Genomic DNA, 24,155 nt, shown 5'->3' with positions numbered 1-24,155 from the left:
CCAGGCAACTAGCCCGGCCTCGTCTTGGTTTCCCTCGGGCGTCTGCCCCCAAGCCTCACGCGTAAGCCGCTCAGCGCTTTAGCCAACTACGAGCATACGCTACGTGTGTCTGAATCCCGCTTCTGACCAGCCGTTATACCCCATCGACCGGGCCGAGATCCTCGGGCACCTTCCAGTCGATCGTCAACCGGGCGAGCACCTGCGCGGGTGTGCGTCGGCCCGTGCCGCCACGCCGGACCCAGATGCGCTCCATGGCGTCGTCGAGCACCGCTCGCTGGGCCTCGACGTCCTCCCCCGCGCTCGCCCAGGCGTCCTCGAACCACCCGGCGTCCTCGTAGCGGAGCGATACGTTCGGGGCTTCCTCGCGCTTGGCGTCCCGCAGGTCCAGGAGGTCGGCCTGCTGCTGTTGAAGCTCGCGCCGCACCTCGCGGTCGGTGGCCTGCCGGATAAGCTGGTCGAGCTCGTCGAGCCGGTGCTCGATCTCGGGGAGAAGCGCCGCGCCGCCCTCGTGCACTTCCTCGACGCGCGTCCAGCGCACCCGCTCACCCTTCTGCCGCAGGAACTCCGCCACCACGAGGTGCTCGAAGTTCGAGATCACCTGCGAGCACTCGGGGCAGGTGTACCCGTGGCGACCGTTCACCGTGCACCGGTGCATCCGGATTCCATCGCCGCCATGCTCGCCGCACCACAGCAGGCCCGACAGGAGCGCGGAAGTCTTGGACCGGAGCGCGCGGGGCCTGGACTGCGCGCTGTCGTTGTCGTCCAACTTCGCCACGAGCGCGCGCCAGTCGGCCACCGGCAGGATCGCCACCGACTCGTCGACCACAGGCAGGCCGTCGCCGTCGCGCAGGACGTTGCTGCCGCGCTCCTTGGTCGTGCTGCCGGGGTTGAAGGGAGTCATGCCGGCGAGGATCGGGTGCCGCAGGATACGCTCCACGGTGCCGTAGACCCACGAGCCGCGCCCGGTCGGCGTCGGTGCGCCGACCTCGTCCAGCCACTGGACGACGCTGTAGATCGAGTTGCCGCGCAGCACCCGCTCGGCCATGCCCCGCACGTAGTCGATGCGGTCCGGGTCGTGGGCGAGCACCAGCCCTGGGCCGTCGGGGTTGGGGACGCTGCGCCAGCCGAAAGGCACCTTGCCGCCGACCACGCGCCTGTCCTTCAGGAGCTTGACGCGAGCGTCCGCCACTCGTGCACGGATCGAGTCCGCCTCCATCTGCCCGAACACCGCCAGGATTTGCGCGAAGGCGCGGCCCTGGGGAGTCGTCATGTCGATCGGGTCTTCGACGCCGACCAGGCCCGCCTTCCGCGCCTGCAACGACTCGTCGGCGTGGAGGAAGTCCAGCAGCTTGCGCGACAGCCGGTCGATCTTCCAGATGATGACGGCGTCGTACTTCTGGGGAGCTTCCAGCAGCTCTCGCCACCCGGCCCGATCCTCCGGCCTCTTCTCGCTGGCGGACACGCCGTCGTCCTTGAAGGTGCCGACCACCTGCCACCCCCGGGCAGAGGCGTACTGCTGCGCCGCCTCTACCTGGCGGTCGATGCTGACCGACGCCTCTTGAGCGACGCTGATACGGGCATAGATGGCTGCACGGCGGGTGGGCATGGATCTCTAACGTACCGGTTCCACCCCTGCCCGGGTGCCGCCGGAGACCAGCACGTTGAGCCCGGAGGCGACAGCGGCCTCCAGGAACCGCGCGGCCTGCACGGTCAGCGTGCCGGTGGCCACCAGCTCGTCGAGGCCGTGCGCCTGCAGCACGAACTTGCGGATGTTGACCGCCATGTGCCGCCGGGTGATGTCGGGGATCACCACGTGCAGCCGCGACCCGTCGGGCAGCACCGCGTCGACGAAGGGCTGGCTCATGTCGATCCGCCGCCCCGACGTGCGCAGCATCCGCTCGACCAGGTCGGCCAGCTGCCCGGCACCCAGGATCGTCGTGGTCAGCTCGCTGCGCCCACGGCGGGCGACGAACACCCGGCCGGGCTCGTTGACCCAGATCTCCTCGACCTCGGGGTCGTCCAGGTGCCGCTGCAGCGGCCCGAAGCCGGCCACCCGGTCGAGCACGTCGCGCACCACCGAGTCGGCATCGGGAATCGGCGGCAGCGCCGAGGTCAGCGATCGCTCGGCGTAGTCGGCGACCACGTCACGGACCAGCACCCGCACCGGCGCCGGGTCGGTGAACGGATCGAGCCCGCGGCGCCGGATCAGCTCGCGCACCTCGCCGTCGACGACGTCGAGCGCGCTCGTCGCAGTCGGCACCGCACCCCCGTCGACCAGCCGTTCCGGATCCAGGACGACGGGACTGTAGGTGCGCCCCGGCAGCCCACGGGGCCACCGTCAGCCGATCTGTGGACAGCACGCACCCCACCTCGCACGCCGTCCACCTGACCGGGTGACCGGCGAGGGTGGTATCAGCGGGGCCGCTCCGCCCTCTCCCTGACGGCAGCACGACTCCTCGTGGACGGCTGCCACCTCTCGAACCGCACCCAGGCGGAGGACACGGTGGCCGATCGAGACACCCAGTCGACCCCTCCCGGCACGACGGCGGAGTGCACCCCGCCACGCGCCTCGACGATGCTGCCGACCGCTCAGGAGGGAGGACGGATCCCGCGTACGGCCGCCGTCCTCCTCGCCGTCGTCGCGGTCGCCGTCGCGGGAGCCGGGTGGGCGACCTACCAGCACCTCGCTCCGCCGCTCCCCGGCCTCGTGCGCATCGAGCTGGGACTCGAGCGGCCCGACGACGCGGCGCTCCTGCGCGACACGCTCGGGCCGGACGCCTCGCTGGTCGTGGGCTACGGGTGCGCCCTCGTCGTCCTGGGCTGGCTCGCCCGGATGATGACCTGGAGCAGGACGTCCCGGCGGGTCGCCGGTCTCGGACTCCTCTGCGCCGCCGCCACTTTGGTCGCCGACGTCGCGGAGAACGTCTTCCTCCACTCCGCCGAGCGCGCCGAGTGGCTCTACACCGCCGCCGGGGCGGCCGCGACGGTGAAGTGGTCGGCCGCGGTCCCGGCCGCGGTCACCGCGCTCGTCGGTCTCGTGCTGACGTTCGCCCGGGCGATCGGCAACAACCGGCACCGGCTGGCGAGGATCGCCCGGACCGGCAACCGCGGCATGACGCCTCCGCCCCCGCGGGAACCGCCTCCGGCGGGCAACGTCCCCTGCGCGACGTCCCCTGAGATGCTCGACTCCACCCGGTGGCGGAACGCCTACCATGTGCCTCCGGACCCGCGGCCGATCGCGAGCCCGGCCGCGGACGGCGGACCGGTGGCGATCTGCCTCTCCGGCGGGGGCGTGCGCTCGGCCAGCGTCGCGCTCGGCGCCCTGCAGGCGCTGCGGCCGGTGGTCCGGGAGGCCGACTACGTCGTCTCCGTGTCCGGCGGCGGCTACACCGCCGGCGCGCTGGTGCAGGCCCTGACCCGTGGCGGCTCGGACGGACACGACGGCGTCGACCGGGACCCGGACAACGCCCTGGCACCGGGCGGTGTCGTCGAGGACCACCTCCGGCGGCACTCTAGCTACCTGGCCAGCACGGCGGGCAAGCTGGTCCTGGCCCTGGCGCTGCTCGCCCGCGGGCTGATCGGGAGCCTGTTCATCCTGTTCAGCGGGGCCGTCGTCGTCGGTGTGCTGGTCGGCGTCTTCTACGCCGCCGTCCCGCTCACGGAACTCGGCCAGGTCGCGGTCCCGCAGAACGGCTCGTCGGTCGAGTACCCGGCACCGCACGTCGCTGCCCTCTGGGGCCTGGGGGTCCTCGCAGGGGCGGCGTTCCTGTCCTGGACGGCCGGCATGGTCCTCGCCAGCTGGTGGGAGTGGGACGCGCTCGTCTGCCGGGGGCTCCGGCTCATCACGCAGGCGGCCGGTGCCCTCGCCGCGGTCGTGGCCACGTTCGTCCTGGTGATCCCTGCGGTCACCTTCGCCAGCTGCTGGCTCTACGCGCAGACCGGGCGGAGCGGCGCCGTCACCGTCGGCGGCCCGCTCGTCACCGTCCTGCTCAGCTACCTCGCCGCAGTCGCGGCCACCTGCGCGAAGAAGCCCGGCCGCATCCCGGCTCTCCTCAAGCGGGCCAGGCCCGCGGCGACGTCGACGCCCGCCTCGGTGCTGCGGCTGCTGCTCGTCGCGGTCGTGCTCGTCCTGCTGGGCGCCGTCTGGCTGCTGGTCCTCGGCGCCGCCGTCTCCACCCGGGCGGAACCGACGGCGCTGTGGACCGCCCTGGTCGTCGGCGTGCTCTGGCTGCTCGTCGGGGGCCTCGTCGACGAGACGGCCCTGAGCCTGCACCCCTTCTACCGTGCCCGACTCGCGGAGGCCTTCGCCGTCCGCGCGAAGAGGGGCGTGGCGGTGCCCTACGAGCCGACGGAGGCGACCACCCTGAGCAGCCACGGCCGCGTGGAGGACGACGACTGGGGATCGCCGGCACCCCGGTTCCTCTTCGCCGCCGCCGCCAACCTCGTCGACGACGACCGGACCGCGCCCGGGCTCCGGGCCGTCTCCTACGTGATGAGCAGCGACCACATCGGCGGACCGGACGTCGGCTGGGTCCCGACGTCCGTGGCGGTCGACGCCTGCCCGAGGCAGCTGGGGAGGGACCTGACCGTCCAGGCGGCCGTGGCCATCAGCGGTGCGGCCTTCGCCTCGGCGATGGGCCGGGCCTCGTCCTGGTACGGGAGCCTGCTGGCCGTCTCGGGCGCCCGGCTCGGGTCGTGGCTGCCGCACCCGGACTTCCTGCTGCTGCGCCAGGACCTCGCGGCGCGGGACCACTGGACCCTGCCGGGACTGCCGCGCGTGCGCCGCTTCCCCTACCTGCTGCGGGAGGTCCTGGGCGTCCACCCGTACTCCCAGCGACTGCTGCACGTCTCCGACGGCGGCCACTACGAGAACCTGGGCCTGGTCGAGGCGCTGCGGCGCGGCTGCCGCAGGATCTACGTCATCGACGCCAGCGGCGACGCGCCCCCGACCGCCGGCACGTTCGGTGCGGCCCTGCGCCTGGCGCACGACGAGCTCGGGGTACGGATCGAGCCGGAGAAGGGGTTCGACCTGTTCGACCTGGTCCCGGGCAGCGGGAAGCCGTTCGAGCCGAAGGACCCGTTGGCGGCGCTCAACGCCCGGCTGTGCGAGCGGGGCGTCGTCAGGGCGCGGATCACCTACCCGGAGGAGAGCGGGCTCCCCCTGGACCAGCGCACCGGCGTGCTCGTGCTCGCCAAGGCGGTGCTGTGGCCGGAGCTGCCCTACGAGGTCCTCGCGTACGCCGCGGCCAACCCCGTGTTCCCGCACGACAGCACCGCCGACCAGTGGTTCGACGAGGGGAAGTTCTCCTCGTACAAGCGGCTGGGGTACGAGCTCGGTCAGCGCTGCCTCTCCCCCGCCGAGGACGTCCGCGAACGGCCCGATGGCACGGACGGCGCCGCGGTGCGGGAGCCGACTCCTCCGCTGCCGCCGCACGGGGACGGAGGGGCCGCGGCGTCCGCGGTGTCCGTCGTGGCCCCGTCCGTCGCTGTCCGGGGCCGGCCGGCGCCGCACGCGGATCCCGCCGGCGTCGGCCGGCGCGGGAACGGGAGACGGCACGCCGGCCGGTCGAACGGGCGGTCGCGCTAGGGCCTGCGGGTCGCGACCTCCGGGTTGAGGAACAGGCCGGGTACCAGCATGTGGACCGCGCCGACCAGGACGTTGTCCCCGGACGACAGCGCCGCGGCCGACCCCGTCACCCGAGCGCGCAGCCGGGCTCCCTCCGCGGCGGCGTGGAAGACCTCCGCGACGTCGTGCCAGGTGTACTCCGGGCGCAGCTGCAGGCCGAACCGGCAGGCGAGCCGCTCGTAGGTGGCGGTCCAGTAGGCGATCCACTGCTCGTGCTGGGCCTTGAGGAAGGTCTGCACCAGCGGGTGGTTCGGCAGGGCGACCCATACGACCGTCCGGAGGCTCCACAGCTGGTCGTTCAGGGTCACGGTCATCACCCGGTCGACCAGCCGCCGGACGAGCTCCCCGAAGGGCAGGTCCTCGGGGAGTCCCCTCGCCGCCTCGGTCACGTCGTGGATGGCGTGCTCCACCAGGGCCGGTCGCATCAGGTAGGCGATGAGGTCCTCGGTGTAGCGGCTCTTGTACCGCCAGCGGTCCCGGAACATCCCGACGGTCAGCATCCGAGGGTGGTCCCGGTGGGCGTCCTCGTGCTCCGCGCGCTCGATCAACCGGGCCTGGGACAGCCCGGCGAACAGGCGGGTCCCGGCGTCGTGGTCGTCCATCAGGTCGGGACCCCGGTGGTCGAGCAGGTCGTCGCAGAGCAGCAGCAGCCCGACGTCGAGGAAGGCGCGGGTCTCCGTGCTGTTCGCGATCTTCGCCCGGGTCGCCGGGCGGGCGTCGGCCGCGACGTTCGTCAACACCACCGACAGGTCGTCCTCGGGCATCGGCTTCCCCCGGGTGCCACGTGAGCTGGACCTCCAGCGTAGGACCTCCAGCGCTGGAGGTGTCGCGGCCGTACCCCGGGAGGTGCGTGCCCGGTCCGGCGGCTGGGGGTGTGTCCGCGGTCACTGATGGGCTTGGACCTGCCGTGCCGGTCCGCTCGACAGTCGTCCCACCAGCGAACGGCCGCCACGGAGGACCACATGACCGCGCTCGACGCCAGCCGCGACGCGCTCCACCCGGACGACGCCGCCCCCGGCGCACGCCCGTGCACCCCCGGCCCGGACACGTGCAGCCAGCCCGATCTGGCGACGCTCGTCGACGCCGCCCGGCGCGGCGAGCCCGCCGCCTGGCAGGGGCTCGTGCAGCGGTTCGCCCCGCTCGTGCGCACGATCACCGGCAGGTACCGGCTCAGCGAGCACGACGCCGAGGACGTCGGCCAGGTGACCTGGCTGCGTCTGGTGGAGCACCTCTCCCGTCTCCGCGAGCCGCTGGCCCTGCCCGGCTGGATCGCGACGACGGCGCGCCACGAGAGCCTGCGTCTGGCCCGGGCCCACGGCCGGACCCTCCCGGTCGACCCGCTGGACGGCTCGGCTCCCGAGTTCACGGGCACCGACCCCGAGGTCGACGCCGACCTGCTGCACGCCGAGGAGGTCGAGGCCGTGCGCGAGGGCCTCGCCGCGCTGCCCCCGGCGCAGCGCGACCTGCTGCTCCTGCTCGCGGCCGACCCCCCGCTCAGCTACCGCGAGATCAGCACGAGGCTGGGGATGCCGATCGGCAGCATCGGCCCGACCCGGGCCCGCACCCTGGCCCGCCTGGGCGCGACGCCGGCCGTGAGCCGGTACCTGGGGTCGGGCCGGCGCAGGACCGCCCGTCGGACGTGTGCGGCGTGAGGCGTGCGGGATCGGCAGGTCAACCCCACGGGGCGAACGCGGCCTTGCCGGTCCCGACGACCCCGGCCAGCTGCGGGCAGTGCCTGCGCACCACCGCGGCCATGCTCCCGCGCTCGACCCAGTCCATCCCGAGTGGGGTGTACACCTCGGGCCGGAAGTCCACGGTGAGGAACCGGTCGCTCTGCAGCCGGCGGGAGGCCATCAGCAGGAAGACGCGGAACGCGGTGTCGCTGAACCCGAAGCCGGCGGGCGGCTCCTCGGCGAGCAGGCCGACCACGGTGTCGACCTCGTCGACCGACCGGTACAGCCGCTTCAGCGCGGCGAGGCTGTCGGGGTCGGTCGTGAGGTCCTCGAAGCGGCCGACCCGGGGCATGTGCAGCCCGGCCCGGAAGTCGTTGTAGCGCGGCACGCCCCGCCTGCGGGTGCGCACGACGTCGACGACCGCGAGGTCGACGATCTCGCCGTCCCGCTCGAAGTGCCGCAGTGCGTCCGGGAAGTTGTGCAGCGTGATCGCGCCCGGGTGGGCGATGCCCAGCGAGTACAGCGAGTTGGCCAGCCCGACGTCGCGGAACCTCGGCTCGGTCCTCTCCCCCGAGATCTCGTCGAAGTCGACCTTCTCCGCCTCGCCCGTGGCGAGGTCGACGAGGACGTAGTCGTCGGGGATGAGGGGGTGCATCCGGTACACCGTCACGAACTCCTCGGTGAGGGAGAACGGGACGCCGGCGTGGTCGGGCCGGGTGCGCGGGATGCCGCGGACGGCGTGCGGGTCCAGCAGCCGGAGGCCGAGGCGGGTGAGCCACTGGTCCGGCGCACCCCGCCAGTTGACCGACATCGCTGTGTCGAGGGTCTTCGTGCCGAGGATCGCCGGCGTCCACTCCACCGTGTGGATCTTCGCGATCAGCGCGGACACGACCAGCCGCGCGGTCTGGTACGTCCGCTCGTCGCCGAGGTCCGGGTACTCGCCCTGGAGTGCGTCGCACACCGCGTTGTGCTCCCGGGCGAACAGGGTCTGCAGCGCGCTGAGGCCCAGCCACCAGCTGTCGGAGAACCCGGTCATCGCCACCCCGTCCGCGAAGGGCAGGTGGCCGTCCTCGAGGCGGAGCCGCGCGCCGCGCCCGCCGTCCTCGCGCAGCGAGCGCGCCGTCTTCGCGTCGCTGCCGTAGACCTCCGAGCCGTCCCACCAGTGCGAGACCAGGTTGCGGTCGTCGCGGTCCTCGGCGATGCGCATGACCTGCTCGGGGCGGCCGTCGCTCGTGCTGCGCCACTCGCGTCCGTCGGGCAGCGGGAGGTCGATGCTGCGCTCCCTCACCGGGTGGCGGTCGTGCTGCACCCAGTCGTGCACCTGGAACTGGATCCAGGCCGCGGCGAGGACGTTGAGCGACGGGGCGGGGATGAACTCCTTCCGCGCCAGCAGCTCGTCGGCGACCCGGACCGGGTCGGGGAGGTCCGACGGGCAGGTGTCGACCGGCATGTTGCGGCCGAACCGGGCGTCGACGGCACCCATGCGGGGGGACGACAGGTCGTTCCAGGAGCCGTCGGCGGTCCGGTGCGCCACCGCCTCCGGAGGGGGCGTGGGCCCGGGGCGCCGCACCTCCACCCGCTCCGGCCGGTCGGGGTCGACCAGGTTGTGGCGGCGCAGCTGCCGGCGCAGGACGGCCAGGTTCAGCAGGGCCAGCCGGGACGGCAGGCGGTGCCACGGCCACCGCCGGTTGACGCGGGCGAACACCCGGCCGACCAGCCCGTTGAGCAGGACCGTCCGCCGGGGCTCCTCGGTCACGAAGCGCTGGTGCAGGCGGTGGGCGCTGCTGGCCTCGTAGGCCGCCCGCCGCGCCCGGTTCAGGTTGCCGAGCGGCCGGAACTCGTCGGTGGTGTTCCAGGGGTTGAAGGCCAGCCGGTCGACGCGGTGCTCGGCGAGACGGGCCCGTGCGGTGTCCAGGTCCTGGCGGGGCAGCACCAGGCGGGCCACGGACACGGAGCCGCCGCGCCACTTCCGGGACGTGTTCTCGACCGGCGTCCGCCGCTCCGAGACGTAGCGCTGCACCTGGAGGTCGAACTCGACGTCGCCGGCCGCCAGCCGGCGCGCGAGGTCGGCGCGCAGCCCGTCCGGACCGGTGCTCGGCGGGACGTCCGGTGCGGACACCGGGTGCAGGCGGTAGCGGACCGGGCCGGCCTGCCCCCACAGGATCGCCCCGCGGCTGTAGTAGCTCTCACGGGCGAGGCTGGCGGACCGACGGGTGGACCGGACGAGGTTGAGGATGATCCGGACGGCCGCCCGCGGCCCGACCCTGCGGGGCAGCCGCAGTGCCAGGGACAGCAGCTTCGACGGCGTCGACGTCCGTCCCGCCACAGCCGAGGCCATCGCGACGAACTCCCGGGCATCGGCCGCCGGGGACACCGGGTAGTTGGTCATCAGCAGGTCGTGCACGGTGTCCCCGCCGGCGTGGACCCGCAGGGCGACACCGCGCATGTCCTTGGCGGTGTCGGCGTGGGGCGTGCCGTTCGCGTTGGAGAAGCGGACGGTGACGGGGAGCTCGGCGCCGGGCCGGAAGCACCCCTGGCGCAGGTCCTCCGGCAGGTCCTGCCGCACCCGCAGGCAGGCGTCCTCCACGGCCAGCACGGTCTTCGCGTGGAAGGCGCGGTCCACGGCCGCCGCGCCGCTCGCCGCGCGGTTGCGCTCCTGGACGAGCATGAGCTCCCGGGCGAGCTCCTCGAAGACGAGCAGTTCGGCCTGCTCGCTGCCGCCCTCGTACGTCTCGTACTCCTGGTGTCCCACCGGCGTCGTCCCCTCCGTGGTCGGCGAGCCGTGACCCGCATCGGGCCACTCCTCCAGGAGGCGGACGGAGCCGGAGCTGATACGGCTCTCGCCCGGCGGTGTCCCGTCGTGCCGCACCGGGCCGATCCGCACCTCCTCGTCCCCGCAGCCGCCCCCGGGTGCACCATGTCGCGGCCGGTGGACGCCCACCAGGGTCGAAGGCTCGTGGCGGAACCCGTCCCCGCCGTGCCCGCGGGACGTCGAGGCCGCGGTCGGCGTCAGGGGTCGACGCAGCGGTCGGTCCCGACGACGAACTGGCCGGTGGCGGTGAGGGCGGGTCGACCCGAGTCAGACCTCGGTGGCGTGCGGGACCGCCGTCAGCCGGTCTCCGGACGGCGCGGCCACCACCTCGCGCGCCGTCGACCTGACCGGGTGACCCGCGAGGGTGGCTCAGGACGGGGCGGCCTCCCGGGCCGCGTCGGGCAGGAACGGGGTCGGCCGGGCCGGCAGGGGCACCGGCATCCCGTCGGCCACGTCCTTGCTGGGCAGGCCGTCGAGCAGGGTCTGGGCGCGCTGGTCGAGCAACCGGGTGAGCAGCTGCTGTGCGAAGCCGAAGACCAGCGCGTAGGCGAGGATCTGCACCTGGGAGTCGAGCGCGGACAGGCCCGGGACGAAGTCGCCACGGATCGCGATCAGCCCGAGGACCGCGGTGAGGGCGCCCAGCGGGACCTTGAGCGTCGCCACCGCCACCGGCACGTCGTAGGGCGACGTCGTCCCCTTGAGGTTGCGGATCGACGCGGCGGCGGCCAGCGCCCCGCCGAGCAGCCCCAGGAAGGCGACGACGAGGACGTCCGCGTTCTGCGGACCCGTGACCGCCGACCGCGTCGGGCAGTTGACGCCGGCCTCCCTGGCCACCGCCGCGCCGGTGCTCGTGTCCACCACCTCGCGCGGGAAGCACAGCGGCAGCACGGACGGGTACATGGCGACGACGGCGACGGTGACGGCCATGAGCACGGAGACGAGCAGCGCCGACATCAGCAGGATGTTGCGGAAGCTGCGCAGCTGGGCGTGCCGGCCGTCGAGCACGGCGAAGCTGTCGCGCATGGTGGCGCTCAGCCGCGGCCGGAGCTGGGCCACGGTCGCGTACTGGCGGAAGTCGTCCACCGTGCGCTGCCGGAGGTCCTCCCGGTTGAGGGCCGCGTTCGCCCGCGCGACCGCGGGGCGGATCTCCGCCCGCAGCTCCTCCAGGCCGGCGACCTCCACCAGCTGGACCTCGGCCGCGTGCATGTGCCGGTACGCCGTCTCCACCAGCGTCCCGCGCCACCAGTTGGTCAGCCGCCGCGGCAGCGGATCGCGGCGGTAGGCGGCGTTCCCGGCCTTGTCCAGGTGCCTGCGCACGCCCGCGAGCAGCGCCCGCCCCGCGTCGTCGAGCCCGCCGCGGGCCTCGGCCACGTCCGCGCGGACCCGCAGCGCCTCGACGTCGACCGCCACCTGCGGGACCCACACCCGCCGCACCGGCCCGCCGGCGTCCTCCGTGCGTCTCACCGTCCACCTCCTGCTCAGCGGGGGCCGACGCTAGGAGCCGCAACGTCACGGTGGCGTCACCGTCACCGGAGGCGACGGCGCGCACGGCCCCGGCACGACGGCGGCGCCCCTCAGACCGGGCGGGTCAGCACCCGCGGCGCCCGCGGCACCGGCACGGCCGCCGCGGCGGCGTCCCGCGCCACCTGCTCGAGCAGCACCGCCTCGGCGTCGGTGCGCTCCAGCGGCCGGGCGAACAGGTAGCCCTGCGCCGAGTCGCAGTTGCCCTCTGCCAGCAGCCGCGCCTGCTGCTCGTGCTCCACGCCCTCGGCGAGCACCTCCAGGCCCAGCGTGCGGCCCAGGTCGATGGTGCCGCGCACGATCGCCGGCATCGGCTCGCCCTCGGCCATCGTGCTGACGAACGAGCGGTCGATCTTGAGCACGTCCACGGTGAACTGCTGCAGGTGCGCCAGCGAGGAGTAGCCGGTGCCGAAGTCGTCCAGCGCCAGCCGGACGCCGAGCGCCCGCAGCGCCGCCAGGCAGGCCGCCGCGTGCTCCGGGTCGCCGACGAGCGCGGTCTCGGTCACCTCCACCACCAGCGATCCCGCGGGCAGGCCGCTCTCGGCCAGCGCGGCGGCGATGGAGCCGACCAGGTCCGGGGAGGCCAGCTGAGCGGCCGACACGTTGACCGCCATCGTCATGTCGCCGGCGCCCGGGTGGTCGCGCCGCCACGCGGCCGCGGTCGCGCACGCCTCCTGCAGCACCCACGCGCCGATCTCGTCGATCAGGCCCGCGGCCTCCGCGGCCGGCACGAACCGGTCCGGGCCCACCGGGCCCAGCCGCGGCGAGGTCCACCGCAGCAGCGCCTCGAAGCCGGTCACCCGGCGGTCGGCCAGGGTGACGACCGGCTGGTACACCAGCCGGAACTCCCCCGCGGCCAGCGCGCCGCGCAGCTCGTGCTCCAGCTCGCGGGCGGCCTGCACCGCCGCGCGCATCCCGGGGTCGTAGACCTCCACCCGGTTGCGGCCGCCCGTCCGGGCCGCCTGCAGCGCCAGGTCGGCGTCGGCGATGAGCGACCCGCTGGTCACGTTCCCGCGGCCCACGGCGACGCCGACGGCGGCGGTCACGGTCACCGGCCGGCCCTCGAGCTCGACCGGGCGGGCGAGCACCTCGAGCACGCGGGTCGCCGTCGCCAGCGCCGCGTCGTCGCCGTCACCGGCCTGCTCGACCAGCACGGCGAACTCGTCGCCACCCAGCCGGGCCACGGTGTCGTCGGCGCGGACGGCGGCGCTCAGCCGGCCCGCCACCTCGAACAGCAGCGCGTCGCCGGCGTCGTGCCCGAGGGTGTCGTTGACCGCCTTGAAGCCGTCGAGGTCGATCGTGACCACCGCGGCCGAGCCGCCGCCGCGCACGGTGCGCAGCAGCGCCTGGCCGACGCGGTCGGTGAACAGCGTGCGGTTGGCCAGGCCGGTGAGCCCGTCGTGCAGGGTCACGTGGGCCAGCGCGCGGTCGGCGCGGCGCCGGCTGGTCACGTCGGTCAGGTGGACGACGACGCCGCCGATGTCCGGGTCGTCGCCGAGGTCGACCAGCCGGACGCCGTACCAGCGGTCCTCGCCCATGCGCCGGGCCGGCACCTCGACGTCCACGACCTGCCCGCCGGCGGCCACGCCCTGCCCGAAGACGTCCAGGGCGACGTCGGGGTCGATCCCCGCCGCCCGGACGACGTCCTGCGTGCTCCCGAGCTCGGCCGGCGCGGTACCCAGCAGCCCGGCCAGCGGCGCCGGGTCGCTGAGCAGCCGGTGGTCGCGGCCGACCACCATCACCGCGTCGGCGGACCAGGCGGCCAGCTTGGTGGCGTACCGCTCCTGCGAGCGCAGCCGCGCCCGGGCCGCGGCCTCGCCCTTCAGCAGCAGCGAGGCGCGCAGGAAGACCAGCAGGGTGAGCACCAGCGTGCTGGCGAAGACGGTGCTGACGGCGTCCCCGTGGCCGGTGGCGTCGGTGACGAGCTCGACGCTCGGCGGGACCATGAGCGCGCCGAGGCAGACGGCGAGGCGGCCCAGGCCGGAGGCGGTGGCCACCCCGTCGCGCGCCGGGCGGGCCGGGGCGGCCAGCCGCCGCGAGGTCGCCGCGGTCAGCAGGAGGCTGCCCAGCAGCCAGCCGGAGTCCAGCCAGGAGCCGAAGCCCTCGATCCGGTCCTGCACCAGGAAGGCGACGTCCGAGACCAGCCAGCAGGCGCACGCGGCGGCCACGGCCAGACCCGCCCACTCGCCCCGCCGCCGGCTGGTGAGCAGGCGGCAGACCAGCCCCAGCAGCACGGCGTCCGCGACCGGGTAGGTGACCAGGACGGCCTGGGCGACCAGCGGGAGCGACCGGTCGGACACCGTGGCCTGGATCGACAGCTCCCACACGACCAGGAGCGCGGCCACCGTCACGCACAGCGCGTCGATCGCCCCGGCCACCCGCTGCCGGCGCGAGCGCTCGCCGGCACCGGCCATCAGCCACACCCCGGTGCCGACGGCCGCGTAGGAGCCCACGTACAGCACGTCGACGGCGGAGACGTCGGCCGCCGTGCCGGCGATGAGCGCCTGCGCCTGCCACAGCGCGTCGCCCAGGCCCGACAGCGTGACGCCCACGGCGAGGCAGTACGGCGCCGCACCGCGGGACGAGGCCAGGGCGCCGGCCCAGGCGCCGGCCACGGCGACCGCGACGACGGCGAAGTACAGGGCCGTGCCGGCCTCCGTGCCGGGGAGCATCCCCTGGGCCACGACCATCGCCAGCACGGGCAGCACCGACAACACGGTCCAGGGGGCACCGGAGAGCGGCCCCCGCACGGGCGTGCGGGAGCCGTCTCCTGTCGTCATCGGGGACACACCGACCACATCGGCCCCCGGCGCCGGACACTGGAACGGATCCGTCCGGCGTTCCCCCTGGGGGGTGAGGCGGTCAGCCGGCCGGGCGCAGCACCGCCTGCACCAGGTGCGGACCCGGCTCGGCCAGCGCGGTGCGGACCTGGTCGGCCAGCTCTTCGGCGGTCTCGGCCCGGGTGGCCGGCACGCCCATGCCGGTGGCCAGGGACACGAAGTCCAGCGCCGGCCCGCCGAGCTCGAGCAACTGGCCCGCGCGCTCCCCGCCGCGGGTGGCGCCGACCCGCGACAGCTCCCCCTGCAGGATCGCGTACGAGCCGTTGTCGTAGAGGACGACGGTGACGTCGAGCTGCTCGCGGGCCATCGTCCACAGCGCCTGCACCGTGTACATCGCGCTGCCGTCGGCCTGGAGGACCAGCACCGGCCGGTCGGGGCAGGCCACCGCCGCGCCGACCGCCATGGGCAGGCCGTCGCCGATCGCCCCGCCGGTGAGCGCCAGCCAGTCGTGCCGCGGCGCGCCCGAGGTCAGCTCGGCGATCCCGACGCCGGAGGTGATCGCCTCGTCGACGACGACCGCCCGCTCGGGCAGCAGGGCGCCGACCACCGCCGAGACTGCCCGCGGGGTCAGGCGCCCGGTGGGCAGCTCGGGGCGGGAGGCCTCCAGCAGCTGCGGCTCGGCGTCGGCGGCCACCGCGGTGGCGAGCGCCTCGAGCGCCGCGACGCCGTCCTCGCCCGGGCGGGAGAGCACGTGCACCGCGCAGTCCTCGGGCACCGGGGTGCCGGGGACGCCCGGGTAGCCGAAGAAGTGCACCGGCGAGGTCGCCCCCGCGAGCACCAGGTGCCGGGTGCCGGCCAGGGCCTTGATCGCCACCTCCGGCGGATAGGGCAGCTTGCCGACGTCGGGCAGCCCGGCGCCGCGCACCATCCGCGCGGGGAAGGTCTCGGCCAGCAGCCGGGCGCCGGTGCCGGCGGCCACCCGCGCGGCGGCGAGCAGCCCGGCCTCCGAGGCCACGACGTCCCCGCCGACGAACAGCACGGTCGGCTCGCCCGCGCCCACCACGGCGGCGACGTCGTCGACGACCGGCGGGGCCACGCGCGGCCGGGGCCGCACCGGGGGCGGGTCGGCCACCGCGGCGCCGTCCTCCCAGGAGACGTCGGCCGGGAGCACCAGCGTGGCGATCTGCCCCCGGGTGGCCGCGGCGACGGCGTCCGCGGCGTCGGCGGCGACGTCGGCCGGCGACAGCGACCGGCGCACCCAGCCCGAGACCGTGCCGGCGAGGGCGTCGATGTCGCTCTCCAGCGGCGCGTCGAGCCGCTTGTGCGAGCGGGCGTGGTCACCGACCACGTTGACCATCGGCGCGCGCCCGCGGCGGGCGTTGTGCAGGTTGGCCAGGCCGTTGCCCAGGCCCGGCCCCAGGTGCAGCAGCGTCGCGGCTGGCCGGCCGGTCATGCGCGCCCAGCCGTCGGCGGCGCCGGTCGCCACGCCCTCGAAGAGGGTCAGCACCCCGCGCATCCCCGGGACGTCGTCCAGCGCGGCGACGAAGTGCATCTCCGACGTGCCGGGGTTGGCGAAGCAGACGTCGACCCCGGCGTCGACGAGCGTGCGGATGAGTGCCTGGGCGCCGTTCACCGGGAGACGTGGACCTCGGTGACCTCGTGGTGCGTCATGGTCGCCCCGCCGGTGGCGAAGTTCGCGACGTCCCCGGCCGCGGCCTTCCCCTCCTCGGACGCGAACGCCGCGCCCATGGCCTGCTCGGAGTCGAAGTCGAGCTCGGCGACCAGGTAGGGCGCGGGCTGGGAGGGGTCCATGGCCTGCGGGTGACCGGTGGTCAGCCGGACCAGCCCGGGCATCCTCGTCGCCAGCGGGGTGTGCGTGTCGCGGTAGTACGCGTCGAACGCCCCCGGGTCCGCCGGCTGCCCGTAGCTGACGACGAGCCTGTGCACCATCTGCCGCACCTCCATCGCACGCCGGGCCCCGCTGCCCGGCACCGCCCCCACCCTGTCAGGCGGGCCGGGCCGTGCGCGACCGCACCTCAGAAGGTGACGACCAGGCGGCCGCGGACGCCGCCGGCGGCGAGCACGCGGTGGGCCTCGGGCGCCTCCTCCGGCGCGAACGTGCGCGCCACGCGGAGCGTCACCGCACCCTGCTCGACCTGCTCGCGCAACCGGTCGAGCGCCGCGGCGTTCTCCGCGTACCGGCGCACCAGCGTGGGCAGGACCTCGACCCGGCCGGAGCCGTCGCCGCGGTAGCCGCGCACGGTGGTCACCTTCCCGCCGTCGCGCACCGCGGGCAGCACGAGCGCGTCCTGCACCGACCCGTCGGCCAGCCCGTCGACGCCGTCGGGGTACTCGGCGCGGATCCGCTCGGCCACGTCGTCGCCCCGCCGCACGACGACGTCGGCACCGAGGTCGCGCACCAGCTGCTCGTCGGCCTCCGCCGCGTCGGCGACGACGGTGAGCCCGTCGGCCTTCGCCAGTTGTACGACGTAGCCGCCGAACGCCCCGGCCGCGCCGGTCACCGCGAGCACCGAGCCAGGGGGCAGGGCCATCCGGTCGAGCGCGAGGCGGGCGGTGAGGCCGTTCATCGGCAGGGTCGACGCGGCGACGGCGTCGGCCCCGGCCGGCACCCGGGCGACCGAGGCGGCCGGCAGCACGAGGTCCTCCCGGTAGCCGCCGTGCGCGCCGGTGGGGACGACGATCCCCATGACCGCGTCCCCGACCGCGACCCGGTCGACGCCCTCGCCCACCTCGACCACCTCACCGGCGGCGTCCATACCGGGCACCCACGGCGGCGTCGTCACGGGGTCCCGGCCGGCGTAGGCGCCGCTGCGCAGGTGGGTGTCGGTCGGGTTGACCGCCGCGGCCCGCACCCGGACCCGCACCCGCCCGGGCCCCAGGGGCTCGTCGGGCACGTCGACGACGGTGAGGGCCTCGGGCCCGCCGAACTCGATCACTCCCACGGCTCGCACGCCTCGACCCTAGGCCGAGACCCGGTGTGATCCCGATCACAGCCGAGTGCCAGCGAGCGCACGGGGTGACTCCAGGGTCGGCCGTCACCGTCCCGGTCATGCCACCGCTCCCGTTCGGCAGCGACCACCGCGCCGCTGTCACCGGCCGTGGACGCCCCCTCCTCGACGTCGTCGTCCCGGTGCACGACGAGGAGACCGACCTCGAGCCGTGCCTGCGCCGTCTGCACGCCCACCTGACCGAGTCGCTGCCCTACCCCTTCCGGATCACCGTCGCGGAGAACGGCAGCACCGACCGCACCCTGGAGGTGGCGCGCCGGGTGGCCGCCGAGCTGCCCGGCACCGAGGTGCTCACCCTGACCCGACCGGGCCGGGGGCGGGCGCTGCGCACCGCCTGGTTGCGCTCGGACGCGCCGGTCCTGGCCTACACCGACGTCGACCTGTCCACCGACCTCGCCGCTCTCCTGCCGCTGGTGGCCCCGCTGATCAGCGGTCACTCCGACCTGGCGGTCGGTACCCGGCTCGCGCCCTCGTCACGGGTCGCCCGCGGACTCGGGCGCGAGGTGGTCTCCCGCTGCTACAACCTGCTGCTGCGGCGCACGCTCGCGACCTCGCTGTCGGACGCGCAGTGCGGCTTCAAGGCCATCCGCGCCGACGTCGCCGCCGAGTTGCTGCCGCTGGTCGAGGACACCGGCTGGTTCTTCGACACCGAGCTGCTGGTGCTCGCCGAGCGGGCAGGACTGCGCATCCACGAGGTGCCCGTCGACTGGGTCGACGACCCCGACAGCCGTGTCGACCTGGTGCGGACGGCGAGGGCCGACGTCGCGGGCATCGTCCGGGTGCTCCGCGCGCTGTCGACCGGCCGGCTCCCGCTGGACCGGCTGCGGGCCACCATCGGACGTGGGCCGCTGCCGGACCCGCCGCCGGGTGTCCCGGGCTCCCTGGTCGGCCAGCTGCTGCGGTTCGCCGCGATCGGGGTCGTCTCGACCGTCGCCCACCTGGTGCTCTTCGTGCTGCTGCGCGGGGTCGCGGCCGCCCAGGTGGCCAACCTGGTGGCACTGCTGGTGACGGCGGTGGCCAACACCGCGGCCAACCGACGGGTGACCTTCGGCATCCGCGGGACGGACGGCGCCGGCCGGGACCACCTGCGGGGCCTGGCCGTCCTCGCGCTCACGCTGACCCTGACCAGTGGCTCGCTGGGCCTGCTCCACGCCGTGGTCGCCGCACCGTCGCGCGCTGCCGAGCTGACGCTCCTCGTGGCCGCCAACGCCGCCGCCGTGCTGCTGCGCTTCCTCCTGCTGCGCGGCTGGGTGTTCCGCCGGCACCGCCCGGCACCCGCCGGCGACCCGACCGGCCCTCCACGACCTCCCACCCGACCCGGACCGGAGGACGCCCGATGACCGCCACCGTGCCGCCACCCGCCGCGCCCACCCCGCCCCCGGCAGCGTCGCGGGCGAGGTGGCTCCCCCGCCTGCTGCGAGGCCGCGACACCGACCCCCGCTGGGTCCGGCCGGCCCTGCTCGGCCTGCTGGCGGCCACCGGCGTCCTGTACCTGTGGGACCTGTCGGCCTCCGGCTGGGCCAACGCCTACTACTCGGCCGCCGCCCAGGCCGGCTCGGAGAGCTGGAAGGCCTTCTTCTACGGCTCCTCGGACGCGGCCAACTCGATCACCGTGGACAAGCCGCCGGCCTCGCTGTGGGTCATGGCGCTGTCGGTGCGGCTGTTCGGTCTGTCGTCCTGGTCGCTCCTGGTGCCGCAGGCGCTCATGGGCGTGGGCACCGTGGGACTGCTGTACCTGGCCGTGCGGCGGGTGGCCGGCCCCGGTGCCGGGCTGCTGGCCGGGACCGCGATGGCGGTGACCCCGGTCGCCGTGCTGGTGTCCCGCTTCAACAACCCCGACGCCCTGCTCGTGCTCCTGCTGACCGCGGCGGCGTACGCGCTGACGCGTGCGGTCGAGCGGGCCAGCGGGAGGGCCCTGGCACTCGTCGGGGTGCTGGTCGGCCTGGCCTTCCTCACCAAGATGCTGCAGGCGCTGCTGGTCGTGCCGGCGTTCGCGCTGGCCTACCTGGTCGCCGCCCCGACGACCGTGGGCCGGCGCATCCGGCACCTGCTCGGCGCCGGACTGGCGCTCGTCGCGACCGCCGGGTGGTGGGTGGCGGTCGTCGGGCTGGTGCCGGAGTCGGCGCGGCCGTACGTCGGGGGCTCGCAGACGAACTCCGTGTGGGAGCTGATCTGGGGCTACAACGGCCTGGGCCGGCTGACCGGCGAGGAGATCGGCGGCGTCGGCGCCGCGCCGGGCTGGGGGGACGCCGGTCTCGGCCGGCTGTTCGGCCCCGCGGTCGGCGGCCAGGTGGCCTGGCTGCTGCCGGCCGCACTGCTGCTGCTCGTCACGGGCCTCACCATCAGCCGGGCGCCGCGCACCGACCCGACCCGGGCCGCGCTGCTGACCTGGGGGACCTGGCTGGGCGTCACCGCGCTGACCTTCGGCCTGATGGCCGGCATCTTCCACGAGTACTACACGGTGGCCCTCGCCCCGGCGATCGCCGCGCTGGTCGCGATCGGCGGCACGCTCCTGTGGCAGCGGCGGGGGTGGGCACGCGCGCGGCTGGTCCTGGCGGTCGCGCTGGCCGGCACCGCGCTGTGGGCCTGGGTCCTGCTGGGCCGCTCTGCGGAGTTCCTGCCCTGGCTGCGCTGGGCGGTGCCGGCCCTCGGCCTGGCCGCCGCGGTCGTACTGCTCGCCGTCCACCGGCTCGGCCGCGCCGTCGCGGCGACGGTGCTGGCCGCCGGCGTCCTCGCCGGGCTCGGTGGTCCGGCCGTCTACGCGGCACATACGGCCACGACACCCCACACCGGCGCCATCCCGACCGCGGGGCCGGCGGTGTCCGGTGACACCGGCTTCGGCCCGGGTGTCGTCGTCCAGCCGGGTACCGGGGGTCCGCCGTCCGGCGCGGCCGGGGACGAGCTGCCCGGTCCGGCGGAGACGCCCGGTGGGGGTGACGCGACCACGGTCGTCCCGCCCGGCGGCGGGGACGGCGGACAGGGCGACCGGGGACGTCCGCTCGACGCCGGCGAGGTCAGCGACGAGGTGGCCGACCTCCTCGCCGAGGACGCGGACTCCCACACCTGGGCGGCGGCCACGGTGGGCTCCTACCGCGCCGCCGTCCACCAGCTGGCGACGGGCCTGCCGGTCATGGCGATCGGCGGCTTCAGCGGCAGCGACCCCTCCCCCACGCTCGAGCAGTTCCAGCGGTACGTCGCCGAGGGCCGGGTCCACTGGTTCATCGGTGAAGGGCCGGGGGCGGACAGCACCACGGGCGGCGACGACGGGAGCACCGCGGCCTGGGTGGCGGAGCACTTCGAGGGGCGGACCGTGGACGGCGTCACCCTCTACGACCTGAGCCGGCCGGCGAGTTGATCCGTACGGCGGATCTCAGCGCCGGAGGCCGTACTCCTTGAGCAGGCCGCGGCTGATGATCGTCTTCTGGATCTCGCTAGTGCCCTCGCCGATGAGCAGGAACGGCGCCTCGCGCATGAGCCGCTCGATCTCGTACTCCTTGGAGTAGCCGTAGCCGCCGTGGATGCGGAAGGACTGGGTGGTCACCTCGGCGCAGTACTCGCTGGCCAGCAGCTTGGCCATGCCGGCCTCGACGTCGTTGCGCCTGCCGGCGTCCTTGAGGCGCGCGGCGTTGACCATCATCAGGTGCGCGGCCTCGACCTTGGTGGCCATCTCGGCGAGCTGGAAGGCGATCGCCTGGTGCTGCACGATCGGCTTGCCGAAGGTCTCCCGCTGCTGGGCGTACTCGACGGCCAGCTCGAAGGCGCGGATGGCGATGCCGCAGGCGCGGGCGGCGACGTTGACGCGGCCCACCTCGACGCCGTCCATCATCTGCGCGAAGCCCCGGCCGGGCTCCCCGCCCAGGACCATGTCCGCGCCGATGCGGTAGCCGTCGAACACCAGCTCGGTGGTGTCGACGCCCTTGTAGCCCATCTTGTCGATCTTGCCGGGGATGGTGAGACCGGGGGCGACGGTGCCGAAACCGGCCGGCTTCTCGACCAGGAACGTCGTGAGGTTCTGGTGGGCCTTGTCCGCGCCGAGGTCGGTGCGGACCAGCGCGGCGACGAGCGTGGAGGAGCCGCCGTTGGTCAGCCACATCTTCTGGCCGTCGACGACGTAGTCGTCGCCGTCCTTCACCGCCTTGGTGCGGATGCCGGCGACGTCGGAGCCCAGCCCCGGCTCGGACATGGAGAACGCCCCGCGCACCTCGCCGGTGGCCATGCGCGGCAGGAAGTGCTCCTTCTGCTCCTGCGTGCCGTGCTGGCGGATCATGTAGGCGACGATGAAGTGGGTGTTGATGACGCCCGAGACGCTCATCCAGCCGCGGGCGATCTCCTCGACCACCAGCGCGTAGGTCAGCAGCGACTCCCCGAGGCCGCCGTACTCCTCGGGGATCATCAGCCCGAAGATGCCGAGCTCCTTGAGCCCGTCGACGATCTCCTGCGGGTACTCGTCGGCGTGCTCGAGCTCCTGGGCGTGCGGGATGATCTCCTTGTCCACGAAGCTCCTGACCGTCGACAGGATCTCCTGCTGGACGTCGGTCAGGTCGGCGGTCTGCGCCAGTCGGGCCACGCTCACTCCTCGGGGACGCCGGTGTCCGGGTTACCGGCGAGTATGGGCCACCTCCCCCTGCCCGTCGCCGTGTCCTGGGTCACCGCCGCCCGCTCGGGGTGCCGGGCGCCTACGGTGCCGCGGACGGCATCGAGGAGGACGCGATGAGCAGCACCCCGGACCCGTACGGGCCGCCGCCGGGGTGGCCGCCCCTGCGCCGGCCGACCAACACCCTGGCGGTCCTGGCGCTGGTGCTGGCCTTCGTCCTCGCCCCCGCCGGGCTCGTCCTCGGCGTCGTCGCTCGCCGGCAGATCCGCGAGACGGGCGAGCAGGGCGACGGCCTGGCGCTCGCCGGGATCGTCGTCGGCGCGATCGGGACGGCCCTCGCCGTCCTCGGGATCCTGCTCGCGTTCCTGGCCCTCGCGACCGTCGCCGGCAGCTTCGCCCCCTGAGGGAGCCCCTCCCCGGCACCGGGAGGGGCTCCGCCCTCAGCCCTCCGGCGGGGTGAACGACGAGGTGCGGCTCATGCCGGCGGCGCGGCCCTTGCCCGCGATGACCAGGGCCATCTTGCGGCTGGCCTCGTCGATCATCTCGTCGCCGAGCATCGCCGAGCCCTTCTTCCCGCCGGCCTCGGAGGTCGCCCAGTCGTAGGCGTCGAGGATGAGCTCGGCGTGGTCGTAGTCCTCCTGCGACGGCGAGTAGATCTCGTTGGCCGCGTCCACCTGGCCGGGGTGCAGCACCCACTTGCCGTCGAAGCCGAGGACGGCCGAGCGCTTGGCGACCTCGCGGAACGCGTCGACGTCGCGCACCTGCAGGAACGGGCCGTCGATGGCCTGCACACCGCGGGCGCGGGCGGCCATGAGGATCTGCATGAGGATGTAGTGGAACGGGTCGCCGGCGTAGTCCGGGTGCAGGGCACCGACCACCAGCGACTTCATGTTGATGCTGGCCATGAAGTCGGCCGGGCCGAAGATGATCGTCTCGATCCGCGGGCTGGCGAACGCGATCTGGTTGACGTTGATCAGGCCCTGCGCGGTCTCGATCTGCGCCTCGATGCCGATCCGCCCGACCTGCAGGCCGTTGGCCTTCTCGACCTGGGTCAGCAGCATGTCCAGCGCCTGCACCTGACCGGCGTCGGCGACCTTCGGCAGCATGATGCAGTCGAGCTCGGCCCCCGCGCCGCCGACGACCTCGATCACGTCGGTGAACGTCCACTCCGTCGTCCAGTCGTTGACCCGGACGGTGCGGATCTTCTCCCCCCAGCCGCCCTCGTTGAGCGCCGCGACGATGTTCTTGCGCGCGCCGGGCTTGGCCAGCGGCGCGCAGGCGTCCTCCAGGTCCAGGAACACCTGGTCGGCCGGCAGACCCTTCGCCTTCTCGAGGAAGCGCGGGTTGCTGCCCGGCACGGCCAGGTTGGAACGGCGGGATCGGAGCTCGGCCACGGTGCCTCCGCTGGGGTGGTGGGTGGGCAGACGACGCTGCGCCGGGGGAAGGGCTACCGGAGGGTAACCGCGGCCCCGGGCGGCGCCCCCGGACGGGTGGCGGCGCCGGTCCGGGCCCCGTCGGACCCCGCCGGCCACCCCGCACCGGCGCGGACGACGCCGATCCGGACCGCCGCCGCGCGCAGGACCGCCAGCGCGCCAAGGGTCTCCCCCGCCTCCTCCGCGTGGTGGGCCAGCACGTACGCCGGGCCGGTCGAGGCGTCGGCCAGCAGCAGTCCCTGCACGAGCTCCCCGCCCAGACCCGAGAGCAGCAGGCCCAGGCCGGCGCCCATCCACCGCCGGGTCGAGCGGGGCGCCGAGCGCGGCAGGGCGCCCACGACGAGCAGCAGGAGCGCGCCGACCACGGCGCCGGGCACCAGCCGGAGGAAGGGGAGCCCGCCGTCGCCCTCGAGCCCGACCAGCCGGTGCAGCCGCTCGTGCAACCCGGCCACCACCGCGCAGCAGGCCGCCGCCAGCACGAGCACCGTCGTCGCCCACCACGTGGGCAGGTCGTCCTCCTCGATGACGTCGAGGTGGAGCCGCAGCTCACCGGTCCCCGTGGTCAGCCCCGACGACGTCACCGCGGGCAGCCCCGCGCTGACCGCGCCGAGGCCGAGCGTCAGGCCGCCCGCCGCCGGCAGCCACCGGTCGACGCCTCGTCGCACCCGCACGGCGGGCAGCGTGGAC

The 24,155-nt window shown here is 74.8% G+C and carries 17 protein-coding genes; 5 read left to right on the top strand and 12 right to left on the bottom strand.

Features of this window, described 5'->3' with window-relative positions; all coding sequences use genetic code 11:
- Window positions 1-133: 133 nt before the first annotated feature.
- Both JOD57_RS17515 and JOD57_RS27000 read right to left on the bottom strand, forming a co-directional pair.
- Window positions 134-1,606, bottom strand: a complete 1,473-nt coding sequence (locus tag JOD57_RS17515; RefSeq protein WP_204693178.1) for a recombinase family protein — start codon at window positions 1,604-1,606, stop codon at window positions 134-136.
- A gap of 6 nt (window positions 1,607-1,612) precedes the next feature.
- Window positions 1,613-2,260: an ATPase, T2SS/T4P/T4SS family gene (locus JOD57_RS27000; protein WP_307824764.1), complete on the bottom strand. Its 648-nt coding sequence runs from the start codon at window positions 2,258-2,260 to the stop codon at window positions 1,613-1,615.
- Window positions 2,261-2,503: 243 nt separating this feature from the next.
- On the opposite strand from JOD57_RS27000, the gene JOD57_RS17505 reads away from it, so the two are divergent.
- Window positions 2,504-5,587, top strand: a complete 3,084-nt coding sequence (locus JOD57_RS17505) for a patatin-like phospholipase domain-containing protein (protein WP_204693177.1) — start codon at window positions 2,504-2,506, stop codon at window positions 5,585-5,587.
- Here JOD57_RS17505 and JOD57_RS17500 read toward each other — a convergent pair.
- Window positions 5,584-6,390: a hypothetical protein gene (locus tag JOD57_RS17500; protein WP_204693176.1), complete on the bottom strand. Its 807-nt coding sequence runs from the start codon at window positions 6,388-6,390 to the stop codon at window positions 5,584-5,586. The two genes, JOD57_RS17505 and JOD57_RS17500, sit on opposite strands and share 4 nt — an antisense overlap.
- A 198-nt stretch (window positions 6,391-6,588) precedes the next feature.
- Between JOD57_RS17500 and JOD57_RS17495 the strand changes: the two genes are divergently transcribed.
- Window positions 6,589-7,278 (top strand): RNA polymerase sigma factor, encoded by a 690-nt coding sequence (locus JOD57_RS17495; RefSeq protein WP_204693175.1) that lies wholly within the window; start codon window positions 6,589-6,591, stop codon window positions 7,276-7,278.
- Window positions 7,279-7,297: 19 nt separating this feature from the next.
- Here JOD57_RS17495 and JOD57_RS17490 read toward each other — a convergent pair whose 3' ends face one another.
- The 6 genes from JOD57_RS17490 to JOD57_RS17465 all read right to left on the bottom strand — a co-directional run bounded on the left by JOD57_RS17490 (window position 7,298) and on the right by JOD57_RS17465 (window position 17,384).
- Window positions 7,298-10,051: a peroxidase family protein gene (locus tag JOD57_RS17490; protein ID WP_204693174.1), complete on the bottom strand. Its 2,754-nt coding sequence runs from the start codon at window positions 10,049-10,051 to the stop codon at window positions 7,298-7,300.
- A 429-nt stretch (window positions 10,052-10,480) separates the two neighbouring features.
- Window positions 10,481-11,575 (bottom strand): hypothetical protein, encoded by a 1,095-nt coding sequence (locus JOD57_RS17485; RefSeq protein WP_204693173.1) that lies wholly within the window; start codon window positions 11,573-11,575, stop codon window positions 10,481-10,483.
- 110 nt (window positions 11,576-11,685) lie between these two features.
- The gene (locus tag JOD57_RS17480; protein WP_204693172.1) at window positions 11,686-14,340 is read right to left on the bottom strand and encodes a putative bifunctional diguanylate cyclase/phosphodiesterase; all 2,655 of its coding nucleotides are present in this window, start codon (window positions 14,338-14,340) and stop codon (window positions 11,686-11,688) included.
- 154 nt (window positions 14,341-14,494) lie between these two features.
- Window positions 14,495-16,045, bottom strand: coding sequence for an acetolactate synthase large subunit (locus JOD57_RS17475; protein WP_204693170.1), 1,551 nt, complete (start codon window positions 16,043-16,045; stop codon window positions 14,495-14,497).
- Window positions 16,042-16,362, bottom strand: a complete 321-nt coding sequence (locus tag JOD57_RS17470; RefSeq protein WP_204693169.1) for an EthD family reductase — start codon at window positions 16,360-16,362, stop codon at window positions 16,042-16,044. The genes JOD57_RS17475 and JOD57_RS17470 overlap by 4 nt, the downstream gene beginning before the upstream one ends.
- An 86-nt stretch (window positions 16,363-16,448) precedes the next feature.
- Window positions 16,449-17,384, bottom strand: coding sequence for an NADP-dependent oxidoreductase (locus JOD57_RS17465; RefSeq protein ID WP_204693168.1), 936 nt, complete (start codon window positions 17,382-17,384; stop codon window positions 16,449-16,451).
- Between the two features lie 98 nt (window positions 17,385-17,482).
- Here JOD57_RS17465 and JOD57_RS17460 point away from each other — a divergent pair, with 98 nt between their 5' ends.
- Window positions 17,483-18,781 carry a bifunctional glycosyltransferase family 2/GtrA family protein gene (locus JOD57_RS17460; RefSeq protein ID WP_204693167.1) on the top strand — a complete coding sequence of 433 codons (1,299 nt, stop codon included), beginning with the start codon at window positions 17,483-17,485 and terminating at the stop codon, window positions 18,779-18,781.
- Window positions 18,778-20,796, top strand: coding sequence for a glycosyltransferase family 39 protein (locus JOD57_RS17455; RefSeq protein WP_204693166.1), 2,019 nt, complete (start codon window positions 18,778-18,780; stop codon window positions 20,794-20,796). The genes JOD57_RS17460 and JOD57_RS17455 overlap by 4 nt, the downstream gene beginning before the upstream one ends.
- Window positions 20,797-20,811: 15 nt before the next feature.
- On the opposite strand, the gene JOD57_RS17450 is transcribed toward JOD57_RS17455, so the two are convergent.
- Window positions 20,812-22,008 (bottom strand): acyl-CoA dehydrogenase family protein, encoded by a 1,197-nt coding sequence (locus tag JOD57_RS17450; protein WP_204693165.1) that lies wholly within the window; start codon window positions 22,006-22,008, stop codon window positions 20,812-20,814.
- Between the two features lie 143 nt (window positions 22,009-22,151).
- Between JOD57_RS17450 and JOD57_RS17445 the strand changes: the two genes are divergently transcribed.
- A complete protein-coding gene (locus JOD57_RS17445; protein ID WP_204693164.1) occupies window positions 22,152-22,439 on the top strand; it encodes a DUF4190 domain-containing protein in 288 nt (95 codons plus the stop codon).
- Between the two features lie 36 nt (window positions 22,440-22,475).
- Here the strand turns inward: JOD57_RS17445 and JOD57_RS17440 are convergent, their stop codons facing one another.
- Together JOD57_RS17440 and JOD57_RS17435 are read right to left on the bottom strand one after the other, a co-directional pair.
- A complete protein-coding gene (locus JOD57_RS17440) occupies window positions 22,476-23,429 on the bottom strand; it encodes an HpcH/HpaI aldolase/citrate lyase family protein (protein ID WP_204693163.1) in 954 nt (317 codons plus the stop codon).
- Window positions 23,430-23,482: 53 nt separating this feature from the next.
- A complete protein-coding gene (locus JOD57_RS17435) occupies window positions 23,483-24,139 on the bottom strand; it encodes a DUF8692 domain-containing protein (RefSeq protein ID WP_204693162.1) in 657 nt (218 codons plus the stop codon).
- Window positions 24,140-24,155 lie beyond the last annotated feature (16 nt).

Source organism: Geodermatophilus bullaregiensis (assembly GCF_016907675.1).
Lineage (GTDB): Bacteria > Actinomycetota > Actinomycetes > Mycobacteriales > Geodermatophilaceae > Geodermatophilus > Geodermatophilus bullaregiensis.
This window is presented reverse-complemented; position numbering and strand designations above follow the sequence as displayed.